Here is a 26,180-nt window from a genome sequence, read left to right on the forward strand (position 1 = left end):
TTCTCCTTAAAAAGTATTATATAAGGATATTTAGTTAAAGAAAACAAAATTGTTCATTTTATTATAAGTAGAAAACGTGTATAATGCATGTGAAAGAGGTATTTTTTAAATGATGAATGAAAAGAATACAAGGAAAGAAATTGTGATTCATTGTTATAAGCATGATGGAACTATTCACCGCTGCTGGGAAAACTGTATGGTTCTAGAAGAAACAGATAAGCATTTTATTGTAATTAATAATCATACTTTAGTGACTGAAAGCAATGGTAGAAAGTGGATGACAAGAGAGCCGGCTATCTGTTATTTTCCTAAGGATAAATGGTATAATGTAATTTGTATGATTAGAAAAACAGGAATATATTATTATTGTAATATCGCATCTCCAACATTATATGATGGAGAGGCTATTAAATATATTGATTATGATTTGGATTTAAAGGTTTATCCGGATCATCATTATAAAATATTAGATGAAGCTGAGTATAAAGCTCATCGCCGGTTATATCATTATAGTGATGAACTTGATAAAATATTTCATCAACAGCTTGATATATTGATAGAGATGACAAAAACAATGAAAGGACCTTTTCATAAAGATTTTGCTTTACGATGGTATTCTGAGTATCAGAAGATGCTGGGTGAGAATGTATGAATATAAAGACAGAAGAAGAACTGATTGTTTTTGGAAAGAGATTAGGAGAAGTATTAGAAGCTCATACGGTTATTACTCTCAATGGTAATCTGGGAGCGGGTAAGACGACAATGACGAAAGGAATCGGACAGGGATTAGGGGTTAAGAAGATTATTAACTCTCCTACTTTTACTATTTTAAAGGTTTATGAAGGAAGATTACCTTTATATCATTTTGATGCCTATCGATTGGAAGGAACCGATGATGATCTGGGGTTTGAAGAGATCTTTGATGATGAGGGTGTATGCGTGATTGAATGGGCAGAGTTTATTGAAGAAATTTTGCCTGCTGAACGATTAGAGATTAGTATTGAAAAGAAAGATGATAACAGTCGAGAATTACAATTTGTATCAAAGGGAAGAAAATATGATAAGCTGTTAGAGGAGCTGGAAATATGTTAAGCATTGTATTAGATACATCAAATCAATATTTAGGGATAGGTATTTATAAGGATCATCAGATGATAGATTCTTTACTTGAAGCAGGCAGTAAAAAGCAGTCTGAGTATACAATTCCGCGTTTGCAACAACTTCTTGAGAATCATCATTTATCTTTAAAGGATGCTGATGAAATGATTATTACTCAAGGACCGGGAAGTTATACGGGGGTTCGTGTCGCAATGACTATTGCAAAAGTCATGCATGTGATTAATGGCTGCCGGATTAAATGTGTTTCAAGCTTAAATGCTTATGCGGGATTGAACCATATGATTAGTGTAATTGATGCAAGAAGTCATAAAGTCTTCGTTGGATTATATGATAAAGGGAAACCTTTGATGGAAGAGACTTTAATGACAATTGATGAAGCAAGAGCTTTTATTAAAGAAAGGAATCTTCCGGTTACTGGGGAAACACAGGTTTTAGGATTTGAGGCAACAAAATGTGATTTGGTTGATTCAATCTATCAGCTTTCTCTTTCTAAAAAACCGGTAGAGCATCCTGATTTATTAACACCTGTTTATATTAAAGAGGTAGAAGCAAAGAAAACATGCTTATAAGAAAGATGCAAGTTAGTGATCTTGAAAAGATTTTGGAATTGGAAAATAGTCTTTTTAGTTCACCCTGGAGTTATCAGGATTATTGTTTTGAGCTTAATAATCCTTTTGGATCTTATTATGTTTTAGAAGATCAGCAAATTATTGGTTACTTAGGATTATGGATCACTTATGATACTATGACAATTACAACAATTGGTGTTTGTTTTAGTGAACAGGGAAAAGGTTATGGTAAGTATCTTTTGGATTTTGTTTTAGAAATGATGAATAAAAATGATATTCAGACATGTACTTTAGAGGTACGTGTCTCTAATGATAAGGCTATACATCTTTATGAGAAATATGGCTTTCAAAAGAAAGCAGTAAGAAAGAATTATTATGCCGATAACCATGAAGACGCTTATTTAATGATTAAGGAAGGATGAATATGAGTACGATTTTAGCAATTGAATCAAGCTGTGATGAGATGAGTGTTGCAATCATGAAGAATAATCAGCTGATTGCCAATGTAGTGGCTTCACAGATTGATATACATAAACAATATGGCGGTGTTGTTCCTGAAATTGCCTCCAGAAAGCATGTGGAATGTGTCAGTACGGTTTTAAGAGAAGCACTGAATGTTTCAAAGATTCAACTGGAAGAACTGGACGCTGTTGCAGTTACTAAAGGTCCAGGTTTGGTAGGCAGTCTTCATGTAGGAATGCAGGAGGCTAAGACACTTGCTTTAGCTTTAAATATTCCTTTGATTGGTGTTCATCATATTGCAGGACATATTTATGCAAATCTTATTGAAGATACCATTGATTATCCGGCATTAGCTTTAGTAGTGAGCGGTGGTCATACAGAACTTGTTTATATGAAGAGTGAATTTAATTTTAAAGTTATTGGACAGACTTTTGATGATGCGATTGGTGAAGCTTATGATAAGGTTGGACGTGTTATGAACCTTCCTTATCCGGGCGGACCGGTTGTTGATAGAATGGCTCATGTAGGAAAGAGTGTTTATTCTTTACCTAAACCTCTTGATGATGGCAGTTATAACTTTTCTTTCTCCGGCTTAAAGAGTGCAGTGATTAATTTGCTTCATAATGCTTCACAGAGAGGAGAAACGATTTGCTTTGATGATTTGGCTTCTTCTTTTCAGGATGTCGCTATGGATACAATTGCTGAGAAAACTATGAAAGCAGCATCTGATTTTCAGGTTAAGATGGTTATTGTAGCCGGAGGAGTCAGTGCTAATAAGGGATTAAGGGAGAAGATGAGTAATCAGGATATACCGGTTATTTTTCCGCCAATGAAATACTGTACAGATAATGCAGCTATGATTGTTTCTGCTGCTAATGTTATGTATAAATATAAAAAATTTGAATCATTAGATTTATCAGTTAAACCTGACTTTGATTTAGAAAAGGAGAGTGTTGAATAATGTCAGAAAAACGTAAAGTATCTCGTGCTACTATGTCTCGTTTCCCAATTTATCTAAAAGCATTAAGGGAACTAGGTCATTCAGGAAAGGAAAGTTTCTTATCAAGTGAACTTGCTGAAATAACGCGTATTAAGGATACAACAATCCGCCGTGATTTTAGTTTTCTTCCTCAAAAAGAAATGCTTGGTAAAAGAGGATATGGATATGATACACATAATATTATTAAAGCATTATCTCAGGTGTTAGGTCTGGGATTGGATGAATCAATCATTTTGATTGGTGTAGGAAATCTGGGAAGTGCTATTTTAAAGTATAATAAATGGAAATATACTGTTGGTAAGATTGTTCGTGCCTATGATTTGGATGAAAATATTGTAGGCAGCAGATTTGGTGTAGAAATACAGAATATTAATGATCTGGAAAAGACTTTTCCAAAGGGATGTAAAATTGCAATATTGGCTATTAGTGAAAATGTTCAGAATACAGTTGATCGTCTGATTAAATTAGGTGTTAAAGGCATTGTAGATTTTACACATAGTCATTTTGTGGTGCCTGAAGATATTGAAGTACAATCAGTTGATGTTGTAGTAGCTATTCAGGAACTGGAAATAAAAATGAAAGCTAAAGAGAAGGAGTAATGATATGTTTGAATTCATGACAGTTAGAGAATTATATGAAATGTGTCTTGGCGGAGAGAATCAGGAAACTGACAGCTTAGAATATGTAGAGCTGGAAGGATGGGTCCGCACAAATCGTCCAAGTGGGAAAATCGGCTTTATTGCTTTAAATGATGGGACATATTTTAGAAACTGCCAGGTTGTATATAATGAAGATAATTTAGACAATTTTAAGGAGACTGCTCATATTTCTACAGGTAGCAGTGTTCATGTTTTAGGAAAACTAAAACTAACACCGGAAGCTAAACAACCTTTTGAGATTGAAGCAACACATATAGAAATAGAAGGAGTATGTGATGAAGATTACCCATTACAGAAGAAAAGACATTCTTTTGAGTATTTAAGAGATATTCCTCATTTAAGAGTTAGAGGAAATACTTTCTTTGCGATTTTTAGAATTCGTTCTATTTTATCAATGGCTATTCATGAATTCTTTCAGTCACAGGGATTTGTTTATGTTCATACGCCAATCATTACCGGTAATGATGGTGAAGGAGCAGGAGAAATGTTTAGAGCAACAACTATTGATAATACAAAGTTTGAAGAAGATTTCTTTGGTAAAGAAGCTTTTTTGACTGTAACAGGACAGCTTCATGTAGAAGCTTTTGCAATGGCATTTAGAGATGTTTATACGTTTGGTCCGGCTTTTAGAGCAGAAAATTCTAATACTACAAGACATGCTTCAGAATTCTGGATGATTGAACCGGAGATTGCTTTTGCTGATCTGGAAGATGATATGGATTTAATTGAAGATATGGTTAAGTTCTGCATTGATTATGTTTTAGAAAATGCTCCTGAAGAAATGAAGTTCTTTGCTGAAAGAATAGATCATGATTGTATTAATCGTATTACTAAAGTAAGAAATTCTCACTTTGTACGAATGACTTATACAGAAGCTATTAATCATCTAAATAAGGCTATTGAAAATGGTTATAAGTTTGAGAATAAGGTTTACTGGGGAATGGATTTAAACAGTGAACATGAAAGATATATCTGTGAGGAAGTTGTTAAGGGACCTGTTTTCTTAACTGATTATCCAAAAGAAATTAAAGCTTTCTATATGAGGCTTAATGATGATCAGAAGACTGTTGCAGCTTGTGATCTGCTTGTTCCCGGTATAGGAGAGCTTGTTGGCGGTTCTCAAAGAGAAGAACGCTATGATGTCCTTAATCAGATGATGACTGAAAAAGGGATGTCAAAAGAAACATTACAATGGTATATGGATTTACGCCGTTTTGGCGGTTGTAAACATGCAGGCTTTGGATTAGGCTTTGATAGATTCTTAATGTATTTGACAGGTATCGAAAATATCAGAGATGTTGAGCCGTTCCCAAGGACACCTAGAAATTTAAAATTTTAAGAAAGAGCGTCTCGCTCTTTTTTGTTTGTCTGAAAAATGATAGAATGAGTTGAGGTGAGTCATGTGAATGAGTTAGATTATTTATTATATTTTTACAATTATATATATTCTGATGAGCCTAGTATTGATCGCAGCTTTCAGGTGGATTATGTACAATTTGATGGATTTAAGAATTGGCTTATTAATCATAATATTTATATAGATGCTATTATGAAAATTAATGAGGCAATGTTTAATCTTGCTAAAAGTGCAAAATCTGCAAGTAAGATTGAACAGCTTTTGCATATAAATCTAACTGAGGAGTTACTAAAGATTAAGCATCAGTATGAACATATGATCCATGTTGTATTTTTTAAAGGAAATGATGATTTCCCTACTTTTTCTATTGAAAAAGAGAATGTTGTTTTTCATTATATAGAGAATGCTTTAGATGAACATTATCTGTCTTTAACTGATCCGTCACAGCCATTTCTTTTTGGCATATTTCATGCTGATGAATATCCCGGTGCTTTAATTTTCACTAAGGATAAACAAAGATTTTTTAAAATGAATGATGAAAATGATATTTCAGCTCTTTCTGATTTGTTAGATGATCCATGCTTGTTTGAATACAAAGAAACAGGATATTCTTATTATATTCATTTAAGTGATACCCATTTTAATTCTAGAAAATATAAAGCCTTAGAATGTCTTTATGAATCATTGAATATACTGACTTCATTAATTAAGACTGATCATCAGCTTAAAGTTTTTATCACCGGTGATTTAATGAATACGCCTAATGAAAAGAATATGTATATGGCTAATGATTTTATGCATACTGTTAAGAAACACTATCATGCTGATGTAACCTTTATTTTAGGAAATCATGATATGATTACTGCAGGCTTATCTATGTCTACAAGAGAAAAGACAAAGGCTATAGCCTATCTTTTAGGTGAGAAGATTAAGATTTTAGAGGATGATAAAATCATCTTATTAAAGATAGATTCTAATATGTCGGGTAATTTTGCGAGAGGGCGAATTGGGGAAAGACAGTTGGCGGAGATAGAATATGAGTTATCAGATGTAGAACATTTAGAAGAATATACTATAGCGGCTCTTCTTCATCATCATGTCTATCCTGTTACAAAAGCTGATTTTATTAAGAGAAAATGGAATGAGAAGTTTATTATTGGAAAATTGATGGATTCATCAAAATCATTAATAGATTCTCAGAAATTTATTGATTGGTTAGAGAAACATCATATTCATTATGTGTTTCATGGTCATAAGCATGTTCCGTTTCTCTTAAATAAGCATAACAGTTATGTTATTTCTGCCGGCAGTGCAACAGGAACACTGAAGGAAAGCGAATCACGTTATCTATCTTATAATTTGTTAAAGTATGATTATATAAAAAAACAGTTTGTTTCATGTTTTATTTTTTATAAAGATAAAAAAGAATCTAAAAAGCTGCGTATTGAAACATATCTGATGGAGGAAAAATAATGAATATACAAATGAATAAAAACCAAGAGGATTTCTTAATAGATAGTTTATTAAACTTTACTAAGGCTTATCATAAATCTGTTGGTATGGATTTATATCAGTGTGTGTTGGCCTTTCTTAATACACCATTAGTAATGAATAATATACTTCGATTTAAGACATTATCACAGCTGGTAGGCTATTGTATTTCTCAGAATCCGGACTTTGTGAGTGACATCAAAGAAAGAGCAGAAGAATCTAAGTCTTTAATAACACATCTGCTTGGTATTGCCTTGGTAAGACAATGTTTGATATTTGATATCAATGAGCAGGTCGTAACAGCTTTATTGAATGATGATTGTCATTTTAATTATGACCGGAAATCTTATTATTTAGGAAATCTATTTAAAGGTATCACTTACCGGGACTTTTTAAATATTCTTTCAGGAAAAAAGCATAAGATAGTGGTTTTACAAAGAGATAGTGTAGGAAAGGATATTGATTTTTCATTTTTTGAGGCTTTAGGAGATATTACATATTATAATCAGACAGCAGAAAATGAAATTATTAAGCATTCATTAGGTGCAGAAGTTATAGTTACCAATAAGAATCATATGACTTCAGAGATCATTGATCAGCTTCCCGATCTTCGTTTAATCTGTCTACTTGCGACAGGCTATAATAATATTGATATTGAATATGCAAAAGCAAAAGGTATTAAAGTTGCTAATGTTTCAGGCTATTCTACTGATTCAGTAGTACAGGAAACATTTGCTTTAGCTTTAGAATTAATAGAACATATACATCAATATGATCAGTATGTAAAACAGGGAAGCTATTCTTTATCTGATTCATTTAGTTTTTTTGAATATCCAATCAAAGAACTTTCTGAACTTGTTTGGGGAATTGTTGGCTTAGGAGCAATAGGAAGAAAAACGGCTTCTATTGCACAAAGTTTTGGAGCACATGTTCAATATTATTCTGTCCATGGTCCACATAATAATGAAAGCTATCCTTATGTGGATTTTAAAACATTGTTAGAAACAAGTGATATTATATCTATTCATGCTCCTTTAAATGATAAGACTTATCATATGTTTAATAAATCAGCTTTTCATCAGATGAAAGATAGTGCTTATCTGATTAATGTGGCGAGAGGTCCAATTGTAGATGAACAGGCTCTTTCAGATGCTTTAAATAATCATGAGATTGCCGGAGCGGGATTGGATGTCTTTGAAAAAGAGCCATTACCGTCTGATTCACCATTATTTATGGTGAATAATAAAGATCAGCTGATTATGGTTCCTCATATTGGCTGGGGTTCAAAAAGTGCCAGAGAACGTCTTGTTAAAGAGGTATATTTAAATATTGAAGCTTTTTTTAAAGGGGAAGAGAGAAATATTGTTCAGTAAATGCATTATGCATTTACTTTTTTTTATAATCTATGTACAATGTTATATTTGAAAGGAGTTCGAATGTACGGGGAACCGGAATTAACGCCTGTGGACTAGAAATGAGGATGAAGCAGGAACATTTGAAGCAGTATAAGAAAATGATACAAATTGTATTACTAGGTATTTTGGGACTATATGGTTATTTATGCTTTAAGAAGGAGCCTATTTATAAGGATACAAGGCTCTTGATGATTTCAGCAATGTTTGTGGTTATTACATTAATCGCAAAAAGATTAGCTATTATGGTTCCTTTATTTGGGATGGAGAGTCTTAGGATCAGTATAGAATTGATTCCTATTATGTTGTCAGGATATCTCCTTCCATTAGGATATGGATATATGATAGGTATAGTCACTGATCTGATTGGTTTGATTATTGTACCGACAGGATTTCCTTTTTTTGGTTTTACATTATCTTTAGTATTAGCAGCAACATTGCCTAGATGGATTCATTTATATTTTAAGAATATCAATGGAAAAGTATTATATCGTATAATGAGTCTTATCATTATATTATTATCTCTGGGAGGACTGTTATTTGTGAGTCAGACTGATAGTCTGAATATATCTAAAGTACAGTATTCTTTTTCATCAGCTTTTAAAATAGCAATGATAGTATTTATAGGGATAATGTGTGCTGTTTTTGAATATCTTCTCTATCGTCAGAATAAAACTATGAATGAAAAAGATCATCAGCTTCTTTATGATTGGATGATGATAGTTATTACAATAGAATCTCTTATTACATTTATTTTAACGCCATTATGGCTTGATATTATGTATTCTATTCCTTTTATGGTTTCACTTTCAATACGATTATTTAAAGCATGTTTTATTCTGCCTATTGATATAATAGTAGGTTATGCTTTATTAAAAGTAATAAAAAGTCTTAAAATCTAAGACTTTTTTTGTTATTATGGAAAGGAGGTGGGTTATGGATTATCAGGTAACAACGGAAAATTTTACAGGACCTTTAGATTTATTGCTTCATTTAATCAAAGAACATCACATGGACTTAATGGACTTAGATGTTTCTATCATCTGTGATCAGTATCTGGCTTATATTGAAACAATGGAGCCGTCTTTATTAGAAACAGTCTCTGAGTATTTAGTGATGGCGGCATGGCTGATTGAAATGAAAAGCAAGCTTCTGCTGCCAAAGAATGAAATAGATGAAGAAGATGATTATGAGCAGGAAAGACAGAAGATGATCAAACGATTATTAGAAAAAAATCAGATTAATGAAGTCTTAGAGAATTTTAATCAAGCATATGAAAACAGACAATCCATGCATTCTCGCATTCCTGCATCTCTGGAGAACTTTATTGAAGAAGATAATAATCTTCCTGATCATTTAGAAATATATAATCTGATTGGAGCTATGCAGAAAGTCTTACAAAGACAAATTTTACTACAGCCATTGGAATCAAGATTGGCAAGAGTAGAGATTACAATTGATGAAAGAACATCTCAAATAGAAGATTTTTTTGATAACCATAAGAATGAACGTATTAATTTTATTGAATTATTTGAAGGTGGAGATAAATATTTTGCGATAGTGACTTTTTTAAGTATTCTTGTTTTGGTCAAGAATGATAAAATTGAAATATCACAGGAAAATAATTTTGAAGATATTTATCTGAAAGGAAAATAAACATGGATCATATGAATTATTTATCTGTCATTGAAGGGATGATTTTCCTTTCAGGTGATGAAGGTATGAGTATTAAAGATATTATGAATACTCTGGACATTTCTAAAAAAGAAGCAGTAGAATTGCTGGATGAATTAATGAATTATTATTCACAAAAAGAAATAAAAGGATTTGATATTACTTGTTTCGGCGGTATTTATCGGATGACAACATTAGCTTCACATGATCAGTATTATGCCAAGATGATGGCAAAGAGTTCTTCAAGAATATCTAAATCAGCTTTAGAAACACTTGCGATTATTGCTTATTACCAACCTATCAGTAGAATATCTGTTGAAGAAATAAGAGGAGTTGGCTGTGAAGCAATGATTAGAAAATTGCTGGCTAAAGCATTGATTAAAGAGGTAGGACGTGAAGAAACACCCGGCAGACCTATCCTTTATGGAGTTACAGATGAATTTATGAATGCTTTTCAGCTGACCAGTCTTGAAGAATTACCAAAGCTTAAAGAAATTAAGAATGATTTTGATGAAGATGATTTATTTAATACAAAATATAAAGAGAGTTCAGAGTGAACTCTCTTTATATAATATTTTCTTTTCTTTTTAAAGCATCCAGTTTATTTTTAAAATCCTGAATACGTATTGAAATATGCTTTCTAACCGCACGAGCTGTTGTTTCAGCTAGAATTAAGGAAATAAGCATAATAGCTAAAATAGAAAAGAATAAAACATATAGGTAGAATATTCTATTAGTCAGCATAAAGCTTCCTAGAGTGAAAACTATCATAAATAGAGCGTATCTCCAGCTTCTTTTTCCTAAGAAATAGCTATAGAGTTCAGTACGTATATTAGCATAAATATTTTCTAATACCTGAATTTGATTTTTAAGAGATTCTTTATCATTCATATTGATATTATTATCAATATCTGATTGTAAATTAATTTGAAATTTCATCTGATATCACCTCGGTTTGTATATTATATCACTATCTTAAAAAAATGAAAGAAATTTGACAATAAGGGTAATTTATGTATACTTTTCAGCTGTAGGTGATGATATGAAAATATGGGAACATCTTAAGACAATTACATATCATAAGATAATAGTAGGAAAATTATGTTTTCGGGTACATTTATATAGGCAGGGACTGCTTCATGATTTGTCAAAGTATTCATGGGAAGAATTCTCAACCGGTATTCATTATTATTCCGGAAGCTATTCACCTAATAGTGCTGAGAGGAATACTATAGGATATTCAAAGGCATGGCTTCATCATAAAGGAAGAAATAAGCATCATTGGGAATACTGGGTAGATTTTACGAGAAAAGGTCTTGTAGCTGCTAAGATGCCTTATCGTTATGTTTTAGAGATGTTCTGTGATCGTGTAGGAGCAAGTAAAGTCTATAAAGGAAAAGACTATGATGATTCTTATCCTCTGGAGTATTATGAAGGAGGAAAGCATTCTTATATTATGAATGAGGAAACACGAGCATTACTGGAGTATTTGCTTCAATATTTAAGTGAATATGGGCTAGAGAAAACAATAGAATTAATTAATACAAAAAAAGGATATGAAGATTATCCATTATTAGAAAAATAGGGGACAATATGGAAAGATTACAAAAAGTGATTGCTCAAAGCGGGTATACATCAAGAAGAAAAGCAGAAGAATTGATTGTTCAAGGAAGAGTAACTGTTAATGGTGAGGTATGTAAAGTATTAGGAACAAAGGTTTCTTCTAAAGATATGATTACAATTGATGGCTATACATTAAATAAAGAAGAAAAAGTATATTACATATTTTATAAGCCGGCCGGTGTCGTAACGACAATGCATGATGAATTTGATAGAAGATGTATTGCTGATTACTTTAAAGATGTTCCTCAGAGAGTCTTTCCTGTAGGACGTTTGGATTATGATACAACGGGTGTTTTATTAGTAACAAATGATGGAGAATTTGCGAATCTGATGATGCATCCATCATCTCATTTACCAAAAATTTATGAGGTCTCTATTGACGGTATTTTAAATCATCAAGAAAAAAGAATGCTTGAACAAGGGATTTATTTAGAGGGTGTAAAAACATTACCTTGTGAGATAAAAATTGTTGGTGTGGATGAAAAGCATGGTACAACAATGCTGATGATTAGATTAATAGAAGGTAAGAATAGACAGATTAAAAAGATGTTTGAATCTATTGGTTTTAATATTAAAAGACTACATCGTCTTTCAATTGGAGATATTAAGTTGGGAGGTATGACTCCGGGATCATATAGACGTATGAAGATTAAAGAAGTACGTGTCATGAGAGCACAGGCACTGGAAAAGAAAAAAGGAGCATAGCTCCTTTTCAAATACTTATAATTCAATTGCTTCTACCGGGCAACTTTCGGCAGCTTCTTTAACGGAATCCATTAAGTCAGCAGAAACATCTTCACCTAATGTATTAAAAGCTTTACCTTCATCATTAAGATCAAATACATCAGGACAGACAGCTGTACAAGCGCCGCAACCAATACAAGTATCATTAACTTTTACCATAAAATAACCTCCTCATAATATTTACACACTTTTATTATAAACTAATGAGGGTTATTTTTAAAGGCTATTTTAATAATATTTGTGATATGATATAATACGATTAATTGAAGGTGATAACTATGGAAAAACAAACAAGAACAGATAAATATAAGGAATTAAGAGCTTCTTTATCAGATAAAGAAGAAAAGACAAAGAAAGTTATTGAAGAAGTGACAGATGAGACTGATGATGATTTTTTAGCTTTTTTACCTAAAAAAGAAGAGAAGTTAGATGAGCTTCATCCTTTGACTTATGATTCATTAAAAGAAGATGAAGCAGTCAGAACAGCAATCAAGGAAGCAAAAATCAATGTGGGTAAACAGGAATATAATACTCGTATGGATATTTTAAATAAGCTTAAAAAAGATCATCCTGTCCGGGAGACTGAAGATAAAAATGAGGATTATGATGCCGGCTATGATGTCAGTAAAGCTGAAGTTGTTGAAGAAGCTGCACAGGAAATTGAAGATGAAGAAAGTAAGATGGAAGAAACGCTTAAATCTTTGCCTAAAGAGAATGTACGTATTTATGGCATTGATGAAAAAGAAACATCTTCTGAGGAGATAGAGGAAATAGAAGAAAAAGAACCTAAAAAGAAGAGTATTGTGCCTATTCTTTTAGATATTATTATTGTGATATTGATTATTGTTTTTGTGACATTATGCATTATTTATTTTAAAAAGATGTTTTAGAGGGGTTAACAATGAAAAAGATATCTATTGCGATAGATGGACCGGCAGCTGCCGGTAAGTCAACAATTGCTCAAATGGTAGCAAGAAACTTAGATTATACGTATATTGATACAGGAGCTATGTATCGCTGTGTGGCTTATTACGCTTTTATCAGCGGTGTAGATTTTCATGATGAAGATAAGGTTATTAGTTTATTGAAGGATATCAAGATTCGTATGCTTCCTGATGGTAGCGTTCATTTAAATGGACAGGAAGTTACTGCGGCTATTAGAGCTAATGAAGTCTCTATGGGGGCGAGTATTGTTTCACAGTATGCTAAGGTGAGAAGCTTTTTAGTAGCTCAGCAAAGAGAAATGGCTAAAGGCGGAGGAGTTATTCTAGATGGACGTGATATTGGAACAGTTGTTTTGCCTGATGCTCAGTTAAAGATTTATCAGGTTGCTTCTATTGATACACGTGCTCATAGAAGATATAAAGAAAATATTGAGAAGGGAATTCCTAGTGATTTAGAAGCTTTGAAAAAAGAAATTGCTGAGCGTGACTATCAGGATGCTAATCGGGAAGTATCACCTCTTAAAAAAGCAGATGATGCGATTGAAATAGATACATCTGACATGAGTTTAGAAGAAGTTGTTGCCCATGTGATGGATTTATGTGAAGAAAGAATTAAAGATTAGAAAGGTTGTGGCATAATGAGTCATGGAACAGTTGCGATAGTAGGACGTGCCAATGTCGGGAAATCTACTTTATTTAATAGAATTGTTGGTGAACGGATATCTATTGTTGAAGATACACCCGGAGTAACACGTGATCGGATTTATGCACGTGCCTTATGGCTTACAAGAGAGTTTAATATTATTGATACAGGCGGCATTGAATTAGAAGATGATGATTTTACACAGTCTATTAAAATACAGTCAGAAATTGCGATTGAAGAAGCAGATGTTATTATATTTGTGGTGAATGGACGTGAAGGTATTACATCGGAAGATGAGATGGTAGCACGTATTCTTCAAAAATCAAATAAGCCTATTGTCTTAGCGGTGAATAAGATTGATGATAAGATTTTTGCTGATAATATTTATGATTATTATGCTTTAGGCGTAGGAGATCCTATTCCTGTTTCAAGTGCTCATGGAATTGGTGTTGGAGATCTTCTTGATGAAGTGATTCATTTACTTCCTAAAGATGAGTCTCCCCAAGAACATGATGATATAAGATTCTGTATTATTGGCAGACCTAATGTTGGGAAGTCTTCACTTACTAATGCTTTGTTGGGTGAAGATCGTGTTATTGTTTCTGAAATTGAAGGAACAACAAGAGATGCTATTAATTGCTCTTTTGAAAAAGATGGAACTAAGTATACCGTGATTGACACTGCGGGTATGAGAAAAAGAGGAAAAATCTATGAGAATATAGAAAAATACTCTGTTTTAAGAGCTTTATCGGCTTTGGAGAATAGTGATGTTGTGTTAGTGGTACTTGATGGTGAAAGAGGCATTATTGAACAGGATAAGCATATTGCCGGATATGCTCATCAATCGGGTAAAGGTGTTCTTTTTGTGGTTAACAAGTGGGATGCTGTTAAAAAAGATGAAAAGACGATGGCAAAGTTTGAAAAGAAAATACGTGAAGAATTTAAATATCTTGATTATGCGAGAATTGCTTTTGTGAGTGCATTAAAGAAAAAACGTATTGATACATTATTTAGTCTTATTCAGGAAGCCTATAGTAATACACGTAAACGTATCGCTACAAATGTTTTTAATGATATTATTGTGGATGCACAGGCTATGAATCCGACAAGTAATTTCCAGGGTGGAAGACTGAAGATTTATTATGGATCACAGGTCGCAGTTACTCCGCCAACATTTGTTTTATTTGTGAATGATCCTAAATATCTTCATTTTTCCTATAAACGTTACTTAGAAAATAAATTAAGAGATGCTTTTGGATTTGAAGGAACACCTATTCATATTATTTGCAGAAAGAGAGATTGATTATGAAAACAGCAATATTAGGAACAGGAAGCTGGGCTACCGGTCTGGCTAGAGTATTAAATGATAACGGTGTTGAAGTACTTATGTATGGTGTTGATAACAGAGAGATTGATGATATTAATATTAGACACTGTAATTATAAATATTTTAAAAATGTTAAGCTTGAAAAAGAAATAAAAGCAACAAATAATTTATCAGAAGCTATTGATGGTGCAGATTATATTCTTATTACTGTACCTACAAAGTTTGTTCGTTCGGTATTAGAAGAGGTAAAGCCTTTATTAAAAAAGAAAGTTACAGTGATTAATGCATCAAAGGGATTTGATATGGAAACGAATATGAGTATGTCTAATACTATTCGTTCAGTATTCACAAATAATGAGATTAATTCTGTTGCTTCTATTATTGGACCATCACATGCAGAGGAAGTTGTAGTCAGAATGCTGACAGCTGTTTGTGCAGTCTCTAAAGATATTGAAGTAGCTAGAGCTGTTCAGCATTTATTCGCAAATGATTATTTTAGAGTTTATACAACAACGGATGAAACAGGTGCTGAAATGGGTGTAGCCTATAAGAATGTTATTGCGGTGGCTTCAGGGATACTTTCAGGGCTGGGTTATGGTGATAATGCGAGAGCAGCCTTGATTACAAGAGGTCTTTATGAAATGACACGCTATGGAATGCTTAAAGGAGGAGAATTGTCTACCTTTATTGGATTAACAGGTGTTGGAGATTTGATAGTGACGTGTTCCAGTATACATTCAAGAAACTTTCAGGCAGGAAAAGAGATTGGATTATCCAATGATGCCAGTGATTTTATGATAGGTAATAGTAAAACAGTTGAAGGGGTTAGAACTGCAAAGGTTATTCATGATGAAATTAAAGAAAGATTTCCTCATTTTGAAGCACCAATTTTAGACGCTGTCTACTCTGTTTTATATGAGAATGCTATCCCCAGTGTAAAAGTTAAGGATTTAATGAATAGAGCTTTAAAATCAGAACAGTAAAAGGAGCAGAATGCTCCTTTTACCTTTAATCATAGGAGTTAATATATGAAAAGTCTTGTTATTACAGATAAAGATCTGGCAGCAGATTTATTTAAAAAATCAGTTATAGTAAATCTTAATAATTTAAGATATTCATTCTGTACAGGAGGGCTGGAGTGCCTAAAAAATGAAGGGCAATGTTATTTTTATGATGATATGAGTACGCTTTCTTCATGGATTAATGATTCAAGTCTGATTATTATGATTACGAGAACTATTTATGGTGGAATGGATGTTCCTTTAAAAAAGATGTTTGAAAGAATGATTGTGAATAGTGAGCCATATTATACTATAGAAGATGGAAAGACATGTCATCTTAATCTTTCAGCTTCTAAAAAGAGGTTGCTTATTATAGCATATGGAGATACCAGCAAAGAAGATCAGGCTTTATTTAAAGGATATTTCGATACCGTAAAATTAGGTTACAATATTACTTTATCTCATTATTTCTGCAAAGAAGAAGAGTTAAATGATATATTAAAAGCTTTTGGAGGTGTAGATGATGAATAATAATGTTCTGATTATTTCTTGCAGTCTGCTTCATAATTATATTCATACAGAGATGTTTGTTAAGTCAATGCATACAATGCTTACCGGTGAAATTAAAAATGTTGATATCAGGGATGTTCATTGTTTTGATATTAGCAGCTTCAGTCAGTATGATACAGTCTTATTTATTTATGAGCTTTCTATGGGGACTTTACCTTCTGTTGCGATTACATTATTAAAACAGTTGGAAACTGTTTTAAAACATGCTGATATTTACTGTATTGCAGCTACTGATCTTTATGAACCGGAAGCGTGTGAGATTTCCTGCCGTCAGCTTGAGAGATGGGCACAACTTAATCATCTTAATTATATGGGTTCTTTAATGATTGGCAGTCTTTATCTTCAGAATTATCTTTCTATTCGAATGGTTACTAAAGCTTATTTAAAAAGACTTTCTAAAGCTATCAAAGAGAATTCTCAAATAAGTCTTCAGACAACTTGTTTTTCAATGAAACAGTTTATGAAATTGGGAAATATTTATTGGAAAAAAGAAATCAAAAAGAAACAGAAAGAGCTTTTTAAGAAAATGAAAAATCAGTGATAAATTCATGGCTTTTTTCTTGAATGAATGTTTAACTTTTGTTATAATTTCATAGTATTAAATAGGGGGACAAAATGAATAAAAAAGAATTAGTGGAGATTGTTTCAGTTAAGCATGATCTTACAAAAAAAGAAGCAGATATCTTAGTGGATACTGTATTTGATACAATGATAGAAACTATGATGAATGGAGAAAAAGTACTGATTTCAGGTTTTGGAACATTTAAAGTGAATGAAAGAAAGGCTAGAAAAGGTGTTTCACCAAAGACAAAAGAAGCTATTCTTATTCCGGAAAGCAGAACGATTACTTTTAAGCCAAGCAATAAACTGAAAGATGCTATGAATTAAGCATCTTTTTTCATATTGAGTTCATAAAATGTTATTATATTATAGAAGTTAAGAGGTGATTGATATGTTGTGGTGGTACTTATATTCAAATCCATATTATTTGTTAGGAACTGTATTTGTTGGTATTGCTATGATCTTTTCTTTATATGCACAAACTAAGGTGAGAAATGCCTATACTAAATATCGTATGGTAAGGAATCATTTGAATATGACAGGAGCACAGGTAGCTAGAGAAATATTAGATGCTAATGGGATGAGAGATGTTCCCGTACAGATGGTTTCAGGAGAGTTAACTGATCATTTTGATCCTAGAAAAAGAACGGTTAATTTATCAGCAGATATTTATCAGGGAACATCTATTTCTTCTATGGCTATTGCTGCTCATGAATGTGGACATGCTATTCAGTGGCATAAGAATTGGGGACCAATTAAATTTAGAGATAGATTGGCTCCTTTATGCTCAGTCAGTAATACTCTTGGCTGGGTGGCTATTATGATTGGTTTAATAATGGGTCATACTAGAATAGCTTGGATAGGATTTTTCCTGATGCTTGGTATTTTGCTGTTTCAGCTTGTGACTTTACCGGTTGAATTTGATGCTTCTAAAAGAGGATTAGAGATATTGGAAGGACATTACTTATATGCTGATGAAACAGATCAGGCTAGATATGTTTTATCAGGAGCGGCTTTAACTTATGTTGCTGCTACATTTGCTACAATAGCTTCATTATTAAGAATATTTCTTTTGATTAATTCTTCGAATCGTGATTAAAGAGCTAAAAGCTCTTTTTTTGTTCTTTAATTATATGTTATACTATTGAATGAATTGAGGGATATTATGGAAATGAAAAAACAGAAAAACTATTTATTTAGAATTATTGTTACAATTTTAATTATTCTTTTTATGATTGTTTCATTCTATACTTTTAATGTTCATATTCCTTATGTTAATCATCAGAAAGATTTAATACAGGTAAGAGATAAGATTATTAGAGATAATCATTTAAACTATGATGGTTATTTTAATGCTTATGACCGAGAGAAGACAATTTATATTATCAAGGTTAAAGAAAATAATGCATCAGTCTATCAGGCTTATGATTATAATTATAAGATATTAAAAAGCTATCAGGGAACATCAGCATCTAAAAACTTTGTAAAGAGTCAGATAAAAAAGAAATATAAAGTTGATGTTTCTAATATTAATATTGGTTATGAGAATGATAAATTTTTATATTATGGTTCATATCAGACAGATAATCATTTATATTACTATTATTATTCATTTGAAGATGGAACTTTTATAAAGGAGTATATTTTATAATGGACTTACTACAATATGACTGTATAAATTTTAAGAAACTTCTTATTCTTAAGAGTAAAGAAATAGAATTGGAAGATCATGAAGTTTATATATTACTTATTATGATGACAGTAAAGGAAATGGGGATTAAGATTATTACGCCATCAGTTATTTCTCGTTATTCTTCATTGCCTCTTAAACAGATAGATGAGATTATGCTTAAGCTAATTAATGCTCATTATTTAGATCGTCAGAATGGGGTACTAGAATTTAATCCTTTATATCAGAAATTATTAAATATTAAGACTGAAGAAAAACAGGAAAAGAATCTGATTGCTGAATTTGAAGACTGGATGGGAAGAGCGTTATCTGCTACAGAAATTGAATTTATTAATACTTATAAAAGAGATGGCTATGATGATCAGATGATTATAGATGCTAAAAATGAAGCAGTAAAAAGTAATGTACGTAATTTCAGATATGTTGATAAGATACTTGATAACTGGAGACATTATGGTAAGAAAATGAGAAAAGAAATTAAGGATGAGAAAGAAGTTGACAGTATGATTGCTGATTATAAGTGGTGGGATGATGAATAAAGAAACATTAGAAAGAATTTTAGAAACATGGGATACGATGTTTCCTGATGCAAAATGTGAATTAACTCATAGTAATCCATTAGAACTTTTAATTGCCGTGATGCTTTCAGCACAGACAACGGATGCTGCTGTTAATAAAGTAACACCGGCTTTATTTGAAGCTTATCATAGTGCAAAAGATTATGCATGTGCAGATATTAATGATTTACAGAGATATATTAAAAGAATAGGCTTATATCGTAATAAAGCTAAGAATATTCAGGCAATGTGTCAGGTATTAATAAATGATTATCAGGGTGTGGTACCATCCGTTATGGAAGAATTAATAGATTTGCCGGGAGTAGGACGTAAAACAGCTAATGTAGTATTAGCTGATGCTTTCAATATTCCGGGAATAGCTGTAGATACTCATGTGACAAGAATTGCTAAGAGATTAAAATTCTGTTACTTAAAGGATAATGTAGGAACAATTGAGAAGAAATTAAGAAAAAAGATACCTCAGGATCGATGGATTAAAAGTCATCATCAAATGATCTTTTTTGGACGCTATCACTGTAAAGCAATTAATCCTCATTGTTATGAATGTCCATTAATTGATATTTGCAGAGAAAAGAATAAGAAATTAAAAAGAAACTGACAATCTATCAGTTTCTTTTTATTATTATGCAGCAACCGTAAAGGTAAAGCTGCCTAATTCTTTTGTATTAGTTCCATCACTTTCAATGATTTTAACATTATAATTTGATCCTTTAGGAAGCTGTGTGAATGAAACAGTATTTCCGGCATCAATAGTCTTGCTGACTGTTGCACCACCACTCATTTCAAAGATTATCTTGTGTCCTTTAGGACCGGAAGTGGTGAAAGTAATCTCATCATTTGAGATAGTACTGCCGCTGGAAACCGATGAACCCTTACTTTTAGCACTATAAGTAGCTGTTCCTAATTCAGTTTTTATTTCTTTGGTAGTTACTGATGTAGAGATTTTATTTGATGTACTGCCATCATTAGCCCATGCATAACATCCGGTAATAGTATAGGTAGTATTAGATTTAGCATCAAAACTTATTGTTCCTGATGACGATGTCAGATTTTTGGTAGCTATCAGCTGAGAGCCGTTATAAATCTGTACTTTATAGATTAAATCATCATATGCTGTAGAACCTGTATAATCAGCAAATTTAACTTCCAGTTGTCCCTGATTATTAATAGTAGCGGTAAATGATTTTAAATCATCCAGTTTAGCCGCTTTAACAGACTGATCGCTTCCGCTAGGACCATGGCCTTTTGTAAACCATGCTGTACCAATACGAGAAAGAGGTGTTGTTGGACTTGGTGAAACATAAGGGTAAATACCTTTAATATATTTAGCTTCATAGACTGTATCCGGAGTTTCATAAGATCCTTTTGTCTTACTATGGAGAAGACGACCTATCTGAGCAGCTATCTTACGAGACTCATTCTGACCGGAACGAATATACTTATGTTTAGAATTTTGTATTGATTCAGGATATCCATTCCATGTTGACCATGAATAAGTAGGATTAAAGCAGCAGAACCAGTTATCTTTTGCAGCTCCATCAGGAATGCCTTTCTTACCTCCATGAGTACTTGTTCCGGTTTTAGCGCCAATCTCATCACCAATACTATTAACAAGAGAATAGCTGCCGGAATATGTTTTAACAATACTTGTTAAAATTGTTCGCATCAGGAAAGCAGAAGATGAAGAATAAACCTGTTTAGCATTTTCCTGTGCTTTCTGATCTAAATAAATTGTTTCACCGGTAGTATTAATCACAATCTTTTCAACTGTATGGGGTTCAATATATTTTCCACCATTCACAATAGTAGCATAAGCAGCAGCTTGTTGCATAGGAGTAGTTCCATCAATCCATCCGCCGATGGCATAAGATGCTGAAAATTTATTAGGAGATGATAATGCACTATCAGTATATCCAAGCTCTTTCATATAATTAATGATCTTTGTAACACCTTCTTTTTTGATAACCTCATTATAAGTATTAATAGCCGCTAAGTTCCATGAATGACCCAGTGCATCATAAAGGGAAACATTTCCATGATAACGTCTATCCCAGTTTTGAGGATTCCATGAGCCGGAAGTATACTGGTTGTCATTAACCAGATGACCGGTTGAATAATAAAGATGTTCAAAGGCTGGAATATAATCAAGAATAGGCTTGATTGAAGAACCCGGTTGATGTCTCATGGTTGTGCCATAGTTATGATAATTAGCGGCTGTACCATAGTTACGTCCGCCCATAATACCAACAACACGACCTGTTTTATTTTCCTGCACAACACTTCCTGCCTGCATATCAATATCAGAATATCGGTATTTCTTGCCTGAAGCAATATTATCTAATTCTGTCTGTATTGTCCGATCCATATAAGTATAAATAGTCATATTCGTTTTATTTGGATCATAATGAGTTTTAGATTTTATTTCCTCAGTAACTCTATCTACATAAGCAGCATAATCTTTAGTGCTTTTTAATGGATTAGAATCTAAAGTGTTCTCGACCGGAATCTGCTGAGTCTCATTTTTCTGCTTCTCTGTAATATAGCCATGCTGATGCATAAGACTTAAGATAATGTTTCTTCTCTTTTGAGCTTTCTTTAGATCATAGAAAGGATCATAATAGACAGGAGAATTGATAGTACCGGCTAATAAGGCGGCTTCGGGTAGAGTTAACTGTGAAGGATTCTTATTAAAATAATAATAGCTGGCTGCATAAATACCCACTGTATTAGGACTTCTGCCAAAATAAATCTTATTCAGATAAAGCTCCATGATTTTCTCTTTAGAAGTCAGACGAGTTGCCTGAGTGGAAAGAATAACTTCACCGATTTTTCTTTGCAGTGTTTTCTCCTCAGCCGGATAATAAGTCTTTTTGATCAGCTGTTGGGTAATAGTACTGCCACCGGCATTAATTTTTCCTGCAAAAAGATTTGTAAACATGGCTTTGATTATTCTTGGTAAATCAAAGCCATCATGGATAAAGAAACGGGAATCTTCTGCTGCTATGACAGCATCAACTAAAACTTCAGGTATATTCTCGTATTTAACATATTTTCCTGATGCTCCGCCATAGGTATAATAACTTTTGCCATCAGAAGCAATCAGCTGAGAGTATGAAGTTGCAGTTAGCTTCTTGATATCAAAATCTTTAATTTGCTTGTAGACAGTGAATCCTAAATAGAATCCTGAACCGACCAAAGCAACAACAATAATCAGAATAATACTTTTTATAATTCTGCTTCTGGTTATCAGACTGGTTTTCTTTTTAACTTTCATGAGATGACCTCCTTAAATAAAACTCATCTACAATTTTAAGATAATCTAAACGAGGGGCATAGCTCTGCTTTATCAGATGTCCCATTTTTTTGATAAAATCATAACTCAGATGTCTAGGTGACTTTTGGTAATAATGATTAATCATATAGGATGCATCAAGCAAATAAACCTCATCAAGAGAAGTAAATGCAATAATAAGAAAGGCGATACCGCCATGATCTTTAATATGCTTTAGGTGTTCAACCTGGTGATCAGCAATATTTGCAAAAGGAAATCTATTCTTAAATTTTGTTTCCTTTGCTTCAAAATCAATATAACAACCTTTATATAATCCATTATAATCAGTAGTAGAAGGTTTACGATAATAAGCTTCTGTAATTTTAGCGGCTGTACGAACCGGATATTCTACTTTGACAATCTGAATAGGTGTCGGCTTCTTATAGATGACTGCTAAATCATGATCAAGATAATATTGATTGCTTTCACTAATAGCCTCTTCAAGATTCATACCACGTCCAGCAGTATAATGCTTATCATGATTTAGGGGATTATCTAAAACTATATTTTTCTTATTAGGGTAGTGCATATTCATCTCCTCTTTTAGTATTATATCATAATGTGAGTGAAAGGCTACAAAAAGTAGAATGAAGAATAGAAAGACTTATTTTTCCTTGCATTATTTTTTAATTTTTGTACAATATTTAAGAGGAGATGATTTAATATGGAAAATAAAATCGTTCTTAGTCCCAAAAAAATATTAAATAAACAGTTCGAAATTACATTTAAAGGATATAGTGCTGATGAGGTTGATCATTTTTTAGATGTTGTTGCTGCTGATTATACAAATTTTGCTGCAATGCTTAATGAGTCATATGAAGAAATTGAATCATTGCAGACTCAATTAAGTAAAATGAAGGAACAGCTGGAAACTGTTTCTAAAACGGAACAGGAAGAGAAAACACGTGTAACTGAAGCTAATTTAAATAGTAATATTGATTTATTAAGAAGACTTTCTCAATTGGAAAAGGAAGTCTACAATAAAAAAGATTAAGAAGATGTCTGCGAGAATCAATCGCTAGAAATAGAGGAAAGTCCGTGCTATCACTGACTGAGATGTCAGTAGTGTGCGTGCCAGACCTAATAAGTCTGGGCTTAGACGACAGTAGAAGCCTAAGTCGTAAGATAGGGTGTATACTTTAAAGTGCCACAGAGACTATATCTTTGCGAAAGCAAGGGGTGAAAAGAGGTAAACTCCGCGCGATAGAAACCCAAATTTCGGTAGGGGAGTCTGATAGAAGGAATTCAACTGACATCAGATAGTAAAACTAAGATAAATGATTGATTGAAAAACAGAACACGGCTTATCAGAGCAGACTCTTTTTAACACGATAGTTATCGTGTTTTATATTGTAAAGATTTTTAAATTATGATTTAATTATCATGTTATTATGCGAGGAGGCAAGCATGAATAATTTAGGAGAACAGATTAAGCAGAAGAGAATAGAAAAAGGCATGTCTATTGAGGATTTATCTAATCGAACGCTATTATCGCCTGCTATTATAAAAGATATAGAGAATGGAGCTTTTGATCGTTATGAAGGCGATGAAGCTTATGTCAAAATGTATTTAAAAAAGATTTCTGATGCCTTGGATATGGATCGTGAAGAAGTCACTCAGAGCTATATTGCCCTGACTGAAGAAATTAAAAAAGAGGAACTTGAAGAGGCAAGAAAAAGAGCGGAAATGCAGGAAGCTGAAAGAGAAAGCAGACCCAAAAAAGAATTTCATTTTGCGAAACCTTTCTTTACTTCTAAATCTTCTGTTTATGAAGATAAGAGTCATTTGAAGGTTATTAGAATCGTAATTGTTTTATTATTGATAGTTTTAATTGTGGCAGTAGCATGGATTGGTCTTAATAGTCTAAAGCCTGCTGATAAGACTTATACAAACGGCAGTGATAAAGTAACCGGTCAGGTAGAAACAAAGAAAAAAGAAAATACACAAAATGAAACTGAAAAGAAAGAAAATACTGAAGAAAAGAATAAAAAAACAGCTGATAATAAAATAACTTTTACTAGAAACAGCAAGCTTAATTATAATATTAAGTTGCCAAGTGGTAGTGAAGAATTTACTTTTAAGGTCACATTTGGGAATCGTACATTTGCTTCATTAAGGGTGAATGGAAAAGCAGTTGCTGATTTTCAGGGAAAAGTTTATTCTGCTTCTCAGGAAGCTCAGGTTAAATTAAAAGTAAAGGAATTTAAGACATTAACTTTACATTTAGCTAATAATCATGGTACAGTATATTATATTAATGATACTAAAATAACTTTAAGCGATGATGATGAAAAACATACAGGGGCAACTGATCTTATTTTAAAGCTGGATATAGTAAATGAGTAAGATGAATTTACCTAATCGCTTAACAAGTATTCGTTTATTACTGGTTCCTGTATTCATCATGATATATTTGTTTGATTTTAGGTATTTTAATATTGATGTTCCGGTTTATGATATCTTAGGAACAAGTTTATCGCTAATAGATATTTTAGCTGCAATTATTTTTGTAAGTGCTGCAATTACTGATTATTTTGATGGCAAGCTGGCTCGCAGGAAAAATCTTGTAACAACATTCGGTAAATTTATAGATCCGATTGCTGATAAGTTGCTTGTTAATTCAGCTCTGATTCTATTAACATATTTTAATAGAATGTCTGTGATTGCATTGCTTATTATGATTTTAAGAGATACATTTGTTGATGGTATACGCCTAGCCTGTGTTTCTAAGAATGTTGTTCTTCCGGCTAGTATCTATGGAAAAGCAAAAACAATGACACAGATGATTGGTATTACTTTACTGATTCTAAATAATCCTGTTTTTCATTATTTTAAGATTCCTTTTGCATCAATTGTCATTTGGATAGCTGCTTTCATAAGTGCGCTTTCAGGAGTTGATTATTTTGTTAAGAATAAGGGCTATATTATGGAGTCAATGTGATGGAAAAGCTGGGGAAATTGTTGATTGAAAAAGGTTACTCTCTGTCCAGCACAGAGAGTTTTACTGTTGGCGGTTTTGCTTCTCAGATTGGTTTGGTACCGGGAATTAGTACTGTTTATAAAGGGACTCTTGTATCTTATCAGACTGTTGTTAAGGAACAGGTGTTACATATTAAGAAAGCTCTTCTTGACAGATATGGTGCTGTTTCTTCTCAATGTGCAGAAGCTATGTGTAAAAAAGGAGCAGAGTTATTTGAAAGTGATATATGCATTTCTTTTACCGGGAATGCCGGACCATTACCAATGGAAGATAAGCCGATAGGATTAATATATATTGGGATAGTCTTTTTCAATGAGATATTTATCTATGAATATCAGTTAAATGGCAGTAGAAAAGAGATTATAGATCAGGCTATTCATATAGGAAAAGAAAAACTTTTAGAACTTTTAAGAAAAAGATAGCTCAAAAGAGTATAAACAAATAG

General features: G+C 32.6%; 33 protein-coding genes and 1 other RNA gene. 30 read left to right on the forward strand and 4 right to left on the reverse strand.

The window, feature by feature from the left end; genetic code table 11:
• Positions 1–112 precede the first annotated feature (112 nt).
• The 12 genes from HMPREF9943_RS02105 to scpB all read left to right on the forward strand — a co-directional run bounded on the left by HMPREF9943_RS02105 (position 113) and on the right by scpB (position 10,300).
• Positions 113–652, forward strand: a complete 540-nt coding sequence (locus HMPREF9943_RS02105; RefSeq protein ID WP_040402535.1) for a DUF402 domain-containing protein — start codon at positions 113–115, stop codon at positions 650–652.
• Positions 649–1,092, forward strand: coding sequence for a tRNA (adenosine(37)-N6)-threonylcarbamoyltransferase complex ATPase subunit type 1 TsaE (gene tsaE, locus HMPREF9943_RS02110; protein WP_004801626.1), 444 nt, complete (start codon positions 649–651; stop codon positions 1,090–1,092). Before HMPREF9943_RS02105 ends, tsaE begins: the two co-directional genes overlap by 4 nt.
• The gene (gene tsaB, locus HMPREF9943_RS02115) at positions 1,086–1,688 is read left to right on the forward strand and encodes a tRNA (adenosine(37)-N6)-threonylcarbamoyltransferase complex dimerization subunit type 1 TsaB (protein ID WP_004801627.1); all 603 of its coding nucleotides are present in this window, start codon (positions 1,086–1,088) and stop codon (positions 1,686–1,688) included. The genes tsaE and tsaB overlap by 7 nt, the downstream gene beginning before the upstream one ends.
• On the forward strand, positions 1,679–2,110 hold the full coding sequence (gene rimI / locus HMPREF9943_RS02120; protein ID WP_004801628.1) for a ribosomal protein S18-alanine N-acetyltransferase: 432 nt from the start codon (positions 1,679–1,681) through the stop codon (positions 2,108–2,110). Before tsaB ends, rimI begins: the two co-directional genes overlap by 10 nt.
• A 2-nt stretch (positions 2,111–2,112) precedes the next feature.
• Positions 2,113–3,111, forward strand: coding sequence for a tRNA (adenosine(37)-N6)-threonylcarbamoyltransferase complex transferase subunit TsaD (gene tsaD, locus HMPREF9943_RS02125; RefSeq protein ID WP_004801629.1), 999 nt, complete (start codon positions 2,113–2,115; stop codon positions 3,109–3,111).
• Complete coding sequence (locus tag HMPREF9943_RS02130) at positions 3,111–3,749, forward strand: redox-sensing transcriptional repressor Rex (RefSeq protein ID WP_004801630.1); 639 nt, start codon at positions 3,111–3,113, stop codon at positions 3,747–3,749. Before tsaD ends, HMPREF9943_RS02130 begins: the two co-directional genes overlap by 1 nt.
• Before the next feature lie 4 nt (positions 3,750–3,753).
• On the forward strand, positions 3,754–5,148 hold the full coding sequence (asnS, locus tag HMPREF9943_RS02135; RefSeq protein WP_004801631.1) for an asparagine--tRNA ligase: 1,395 nt from the start codon (positions 3,754–3,756) through the stop codon (positions 5,146–5,148).
• A gap of 63 nt (positions 5,149–5,211) precedes the next feature.
• Positions 5,212–6,639, forward strand: coding sequence for a metallophosphoesterase family protein (locus HMPREF9943_RS02140; RefSeq protein WP_004801632.1), 1,428 nt, complete (start codon positions 5,212–5,214; stop codon positions 6,637–6,639).
• Complete coding sequence (locus HMPREF9943_RS02145) at positions 6,639–8,030, forward strand: D-2-hydroxyacid dehydrogenase (protein WP_004801633.1); 1,392 nt, start codon at positions 6,639–6,641, stop codon at positions 8,028–8,030. Before HMPREF9943_RS02140 ends, HMPREF9943_RS02145 begins: the two co-directional genes overlap by 1 nt.
• Before the next feature lie 107 nt (positions 8,031–8,137).
• Positions 8,138–8,971 carry a folate family ECF transporter S component gene (locus HMPREF9943_RS02150; RefSeq protein WP_051053875.1) on the forward strand — a complete coding sequence of 278 codons (834 nt, stop codon included), beginning with the start codon at positions 8,138–8,140 and terminating at the stop codon, positions 8,969–8,971.
• Between the two features lie 34 nt (positions 8,972–9,005).
• Positions 9,006–9,725, forward strand: coding sequence for a segregation and condensation protein A (locus tag HMPREF9943_RS02155; RefSeq protein ID WP_004801635.1), 720 nt, complete (start codon positions 9,006–9,008; stop codon positions 9,723–9,725).
• 2 nt (positions 9,726–9,727) lie between these two features.
• Positions 9,728–10,300 (forward strand): SMC-Scp complex subunit ScpB, encoded by a 573-nt coding sequence (scpB, locus tag HMPREF9943_RS02160; RefSeq protein ID WP_004801636.1) that lies wholly within the window; start codon positions 9,728–9,730, stop codon positions 10,298–10,300.
• Between the two features lie 7 nt (positions 10,301–10,307).
• Here scpB and HMPREF9943_RS02165 read toward each other — a convergent pair whose 3' ends face one another.
• The gene (locus HMPREF9943_RS02165) at positions 10,308–10,682 is read right to left on the reverse strand and encodes a hypothetical protein (protein WP_004801637.1); all 375 of its coding nucleotides are present in this window, start codon (positions 10,680–10,682) and stop codon (positions 10,308–10,310) included.
• A gap of 103 nt (positions 10,683–10,785) precedes the next feature.
• On the opposite strand from HMPREF9943_RS02165, the gene HMPREF9943_RS02170 reads away from it, so the two are divergent.
• Complete coding sequence (locus HMPREF9943_RS02170) at positions 10,786–11,328, forward strand: DUF5662 family protein (RefSeq protein ID WP_004801638.1); 543 nt, start codon at positions 10,786–10,788, stop codon at positions 11,326–11,328.
• 8 nt (positions 11,329–11,336) lie between these two features.
• Entirely contained in the window at positions 11,337–12,071 is a 735-nt protein-coding gene (locus HMPREF9943_RS02175) for a pseudouridine synthase (protein WP_004801639.1), read from the forward strand.
• A gap of 15 nt (positions 12,072–12,086) precedes the next feature.
• Here the strand turns inward: HMPREF9943_RS02175 and HMPREF9943_RS02180 are convergent, their stop codons facing one another.
• Positions 12,087–12,269, reverse strand: a complete 183-nt coding sequence (locus HMPREF9943_RS02180) for a ferredoxin (RefSeq protein WP_004801640.1) — start codon at positions 12,267–12,269, stop codon at positions 12,087–12,089.
• Between the two features lie 119 nt (positions 12,270–12,388).
• Here HMPREF9943_RS02180 and HMPREF9943_RS02185 point away from each other — a divergent pair, with 119 nt between their 5' ends.
• The 11 genes from HMPREF9943_RS02185 to nth all read left to right on the forward strand — a co-directional run bounded on the left by HMPREF9943_RS02185 (position 12,389) and on the right by nth (position 20,022).
• The gene (locus HMPREF9943_RS02185; RefSeq protein ID WP_004801641.1) at positions 12,389–13,000 is read left to right on the forward strand and encodes a hypothetical protein; all 612 of its coding nucleotides are present in this window, start codon (positions 12,389–12,391) and stop codon (positions 12,998–13,000) included.
• A gap of 11 nt (positions 13,001–13,011) precedes the next feature.
• Complete coding sequence (cmk, locus tag HMPREF9943_RS02190; RefSeq protein ID WP_004801642.1) at positions 13,012–13,677, forward strand: (d)CMP kinase; 666 nt, start codon at positions 13,012–13,014, stop codon at positions 13,675–13,677.
• 15 nt (positions 13,678–13,692) lie between these two features.
• Complete coding sequence (der, locus tag HMPREF9943_RS02195) at positions 13,693–15,000, forward strand: ribosome biogenesis GTPase Der (protein WP_004801643.1); 1,308 nt, start codon at positions 13,693–13,695, stop codon at positions 14,998–15,000.
• A gap of 2 nt (positions 15,001–15,002) precedes the next feature.
• Complete coding sequence (locus HMPREF9943_RS02200) at positions 15,003–16,007, forward strand: NAD(P)H-dependent glycerol-3-phosphate dehydrogenase (protein ID WP_004801644.1); 1,005 nt, start codon at positions 15,003–15,005, stop codon at positions 16,005–16,007.
• Positions 16,008–16,052: 45 nt separating this feature from the next.
• Complete coding sequence (locus HMPREF9943_RS02205; protein ID WP_004801645.1) at positions 16,053–16,556, forward strand: flavodoxin family protein; 504 nt, start codon at positions 16,053–16,055, stop codon at positions 16,554–16,556.
• Positions 16,549–17,136 carry a hypothetical protein gene (locus HMPREF9943_RS02210; protein WP_155957263.1) on the forward strand — a complete coding sequence of 196 codons (588 nt, stop codon included), beginning with the start codon at positions 16,549–16,551 and terminating at the stop codon, positions 17,134–17,136. Before HMPREF9943_RS02205 ends, HMPREF9943_RS02210 begins: the two co-directional genes overlap by 8 nt.
• 74 nt (positions 17,137–17,210) lie before the next feature.
• Entirely contained in the window at positions 17,211–17,483 is a 273-nt protein-coding gene (locus HMPREF9943_RS02215) for an HU family DNA-binding protein (protein ID WP_004801647.1), read from the forward strand.
• Between the two features lie 64 nt (positions 17,484–17,547).
• The gene (locus tag HMPREF9943_RS02220) at positions 17,548–18,255 is read left to right on the forward strand and encodes a zinc metallopeptidase (RefSeq protein ID WP_004801648.1); all 708 of its coding nucleotides are present in this window, start codon (positions 17,548–17,550) and stop codon (positions 18,253–18,255) included.
• A gap of 66 nt (positions 18,256–18,321) precedes the next feature.
• Positions 18,322–18,807, forward strand: coding sequence for a hypothetical protein (locus tag HMPREF9943_RS02225; protein ID WP_004801649.1), 486 nt, complete (start codon positions 18,322–18,324; stop codon positions 18,805–18,807).
• The gene (locus HMPREF9943_RS02230; protein WP_004801650.1) at positions 18,807–19,385 is read left to right on the forward strand and encodes a DnaD domain-containing protein; all 579 of its coding nucleotides are present in this window, start codon (positions 18,807–18,809) and stop codon (positions 19,383–19,385) included. The genes HMPREF9943_RS02225 and HMPREF9943_RS02230 overlap by 1 nt, the downstream gene beginning before the upstream one ends.
• Complete coding sequence (gene nth, locus HMPREF9943_RS02235) at positions 19,378–20,022, forward strand: endonuclease III (RefSeq protein ID WP_040402461.1); 645 nt, start codon at positions 19,378–19,380, stop codon at positions 20,020–20,022. Before HMPREF9943_RS02230 ends, nth begins: the two co-directional genes overlap by 8 nt.
• 24 nt (positions 20,023–20,046) lie before the next feature.
• On the opposite strand, the gene HMPREF9943_RS02240 is transcribed toward nth, so the two are convergent.
• Both HMPREF9943_RS02240 and recU read right to left on the reverse strand, forming a co-directional pair.
• The gene (locus HMPREF9943_RS02240; RefSeq protein ID WP_004801652.1) at positions 20,047–22,698 is read right to left on the reverse strand and encodes a transglycosylase domain-containing protein; all 2,652 of its coding nucleotides are present in this window, start codon (positions 22,696–22,698) and stop codon (positions 20,047–20,049) included.
• Positions 22,688–23,284, reverse strand: a complete 597-nt coding sequence (gene recU, locus HMPREF9943_RS02245; protein ID WP_004801653.1) for a Holliday junction resolvase RecU — start codon at positions 23,282–23,284, stop codon at positions 22,688–22,690. The genes HMPREF9943_RS02240 and recU overlap by 11 nt, the downstream gene beginning before the upstream one ends.
• Positions 23,285–23,419: 135 nt before the next feature.
• On the opposite strand from recU, the gene HMPREF9943_RS02250 reads away from it, so the two are divergent.
• From HMPREF9943_RS02250 to HMPREF9943_RS02265, 5 genes are all read left to right on the forward strand, one after another.
• Positions 23,420–23,749 carry a DivIVA domain-containing protein gene (locus tag HMPREF9943_RS02250; protein ID WP_004801654.1) on the forward strand — a complete coding sequence of 110 codons (330 nt, stop codon included), beginning with the start codon at positions 23,420–23,422 and terminating at the stop codon, positions 23,747–23,749.
• Positions 23,750–23,760: 11 nt separating this feature from the next.
• An RNA gene (gene rnpB, locus HMPREF9943_RS09780) (RNase P RNA component class B) lies at positions 23,761–24,064 on the forward strand.
• Positions 24,065–24,162: 98 nt separating this feature from the next.
• Positions 24,163–25,101 carry a helix-turn-helix domain-containing protein gene (locus HMPREF9943_RS02255; RefSeq protein ID WP_004801655.1) on the forward strand — a complete coding sequence of 313 codons (939 nt, stop codon included), beginning with the start codon at positions 24,163–24,165 and terminating at the stop codon, positions 25,099–25,101.
• Positions 25,094–25,696, forward strand: a complete 603-nt coding sequence (pgsA, locus tag HMPREF9943_RS02260; protein ID WP_004801656.1) for a CDP-diacylglycerol--glycerol-3-phosphate 3-phosphatidyltransferase — start codon at positions 25,094–25,096, stop codon at positions 25,694–25,696. The genes HMPREF9943_RS02255 and pgsA overlap by 8 nt, the downstream gene beginning before the upstream one ends.
• Positions 25,696–26,157, forward strand: a complete 462-nt coding sequence (locus tag HMPREF9943_RS02265) for a CinA family protein (RefSeq protein ID WP_004801657.1) — start codon at positions 25,696–25,698, stop codon at positions 26,155–26,157. Before pgsA ends, HMPREF9943_RS02265 begins: the two co-directional genes overlap by 1 nt.
• Positions 26,158–26,180 lie beyond the last annotated feature (23 nt).

The sequence above is a fragment of the Eggerthia catenaformis OT 569 = DSM 20559 genome (assembly GCF_000340375.1).
In the GTDB taxonomy this organism is placed as follows: domain Bacteria; phylum Bacillota_I; class Bacilli_A; order Erysipelotrichales; family Coprobacillaceae; genus Eggerthia; species Eggerthia catenaformis.

Coding starts and splice junctions, on each gene's coding strand:
- HMPREF9943_RS02105 (WP_040402535.1), top strand. CDS start 113: ATGAATGAAAAGAATACAAGGAAAGAAATTGTGATTCATTGTTATAAG.
- tsaE (WP_004801626.1), top strand. CDS start 649: ATGAATATAAAGACAGAAGAAGAACTGATTGTTTTTGGAAAGAGATTA.
- tsaB (WP_004801627.1), top strand. CDS start 1,086: ATGTTAAGCATTGTATTAGATACATCAAATCAATATTTAGGGATAGGT.
- rimI (WP_004801628.1), top strand. CDS start 1,679: ATGCTTATAAGAAAGATGCAAGTTAGTGATCTTGAAAAGATTTTGGAA.
- tsaD (WP_004801629.1), top strand. CDS start 2,113: ATGAGTACGATTTTAGCAATTGAATCAAGCTGTGATGAGATGAGTGTT.
- HMPREF9943_RS02130 (WP_004801630.1), top strand. CDS start 3,111: ATGTCAGAAAAACGTAAAGTATCTCGTGCTACTATGTCTCGTTTCCCA.
- asnS (WP_004801631.1), top strand. CDS start 3,754: ATGTTTGAATTCATGACAGTTAGAGAATTATATGAAATGTGTCTTGGC.
- HMPREF9943_RS02145 (WP_004801633.1), top strand. CDS start 6,639: ATGAATATACAAATGAATAAAAACCAAGAGGATTTCTTAATAGATAGT.
- HMPREF9943_RS02150 (WP_051053875.1), top strand. CDS start 8,138: ATGAAGCAGGAACATTTGAAGCAGTATAAGAAAATGATACAAATTGTA.
- HMPREF9943_RS02155 (WP_004801635.1), top strand. CDS start 9,006: ATGGATTATCAGGTAACAACGGAAAATTTTACAGGACCTTTAGATTTA.
- scpB (WP_004801636.1), top strand. CDS start 9,728: ATGGATCATATGAATTATTTATCTGTCATTGAAGGGATGATTTTCCTT.
- HMPREF9943_RS02165 (WP_004801637.1), bottom strand. CDS start 10,682: ATGAAATTTCAAATTAATTTACAATCAGATATTGATAATAATATCAAT.
- HMPREF9943_RS02170 (WP_004801638.1), top strand. CDS start 10,786: ATGAAAATATGGGAACATCTTAAGACAATTACATATCATAAGATAATA.
- HMPREF9943_RS02175 (WP_004801639.1), top strand. CDS start 11,337: ATGGAAAGATTACAAAAAGTGATTGCTCAAAGCGGGTATACATCAAGA.
- HMPREF9943_RS02180 (WP_004801640.1), bottom strand. CDS start 12,269: ATGGTAAAAGTTAATGATACTTGTATTGGTTGCGGCGCTTGTACAGCT.
- HMPREF9943_RS02185 (WP_004801641.1), top strand. CDS start 12,389: ATGGAAAAACAAACAAGAACAGATAAATATAAGGAATTAAGAGCTTCT.
- cmk (WP_004801642.1), top strand. CDS start 13,012: ATGAAAAAGATATCTATTGCGATAGATGGACCGGCAGCTGCCGGTAAG.
- der (WP_004801643.1), top strand. CDS start 13,693: ATGAGTCATGGAACAGTTGCGATAGTAGGACGTGCCAATGTCGGGAAA.
- HMPREF9943_RS02200 (WP_004801644.1), top strand. CDS start 15,003: ATGAAAACAGCAATATTAGGAACAGGAAGCTGGGCTACCGGTCTGGCT.
- HMPREF9943_RS02205 (WP_004801645.1), top strand. CDS start 16,053: ATGAAAAGTCTTGTTATTACAGATAAAGATCTGGCAGCAGATTTATTT.
- HMPREF9943_RS02210 (WP_155957263.1), top strand. CDS start 16,549: ATGAATAATAATGTTCTGATTATTTCTTGCAGTCTGCTTCATAATTAT.
- HMPREF9943_RS02215 (WP_004801647.1), top strand. CDS start 17,211: ATGAATAAAAAAGAATTAGTGGAGATTGTTTCAGTTAAGCATGATCTT.
- HMPREF9943_RS02220 (WP_004801648.1), top strand. CDS start 17,548: ATGTTGTGGTGGTACTTATATTCAAATCCATATTATTTGTTAGGAACT.
- HMPREF9943_RS02225 (WP_004801649.1), top strand. CDS start 18,322: ATGGAAATGAAAAAACAGAAAAACTATTTATTTAGAATTATTGTTACA.
- HMPREF9943_RS02230 (WP_004801650.1), top strand. CDS start 18,807: ATGGACTTACTACAATATGACTGTATAAATTTTAAGAAACTTCTTATT.
- nth (WP_040402461.1), top strand. CDS start 19,378: ATGAATAAAGAAACATTAGAAAGAATTTTAGAAACATGGGATACGATG.
- HMPREF9943_RS02240 (WP_004801652.1), bottom strand. CDS start 22,698: ATGAAAGTTAAAAAGAAAACCAGTCTGATAACCAGAAGCAGAATTATA.
- recU (WP_004801653.1), bottom strand. CDS start 23,284: ATGCACTACCCTAATAAGAAAAATATAGTTTTAGATAATCCCCTAAAT.
- HMPREF9943_RS02250 (WP_004801654.1), top strand. CDS start 23,420: ATGGAAAATAAAATCGTTCTTAGTCCCAAAAAAATATTAAATAAACAG.
- HMPREF9943_RS02255 (WP_004801655.1), top strand. CDS start 24,163: ATGAATAATTTAGGAGAACAGATTAAGCAGAAGAGAATAGAAAAAGGC.
- pgsA (WP_004801656.1), top strand. CDS start 25,094: ATGAGTAAGATGAATTTACCTAATCGCTTAACAAGTATTCGTTTATTA.
- HMPREF9943_RS02265 (WP_004801657.1), top strand. CDS start 25,696: ATGGAAAAGCTGGGGAAATTGTTGATTGAAAAAGGTTACTCTCTGTCC.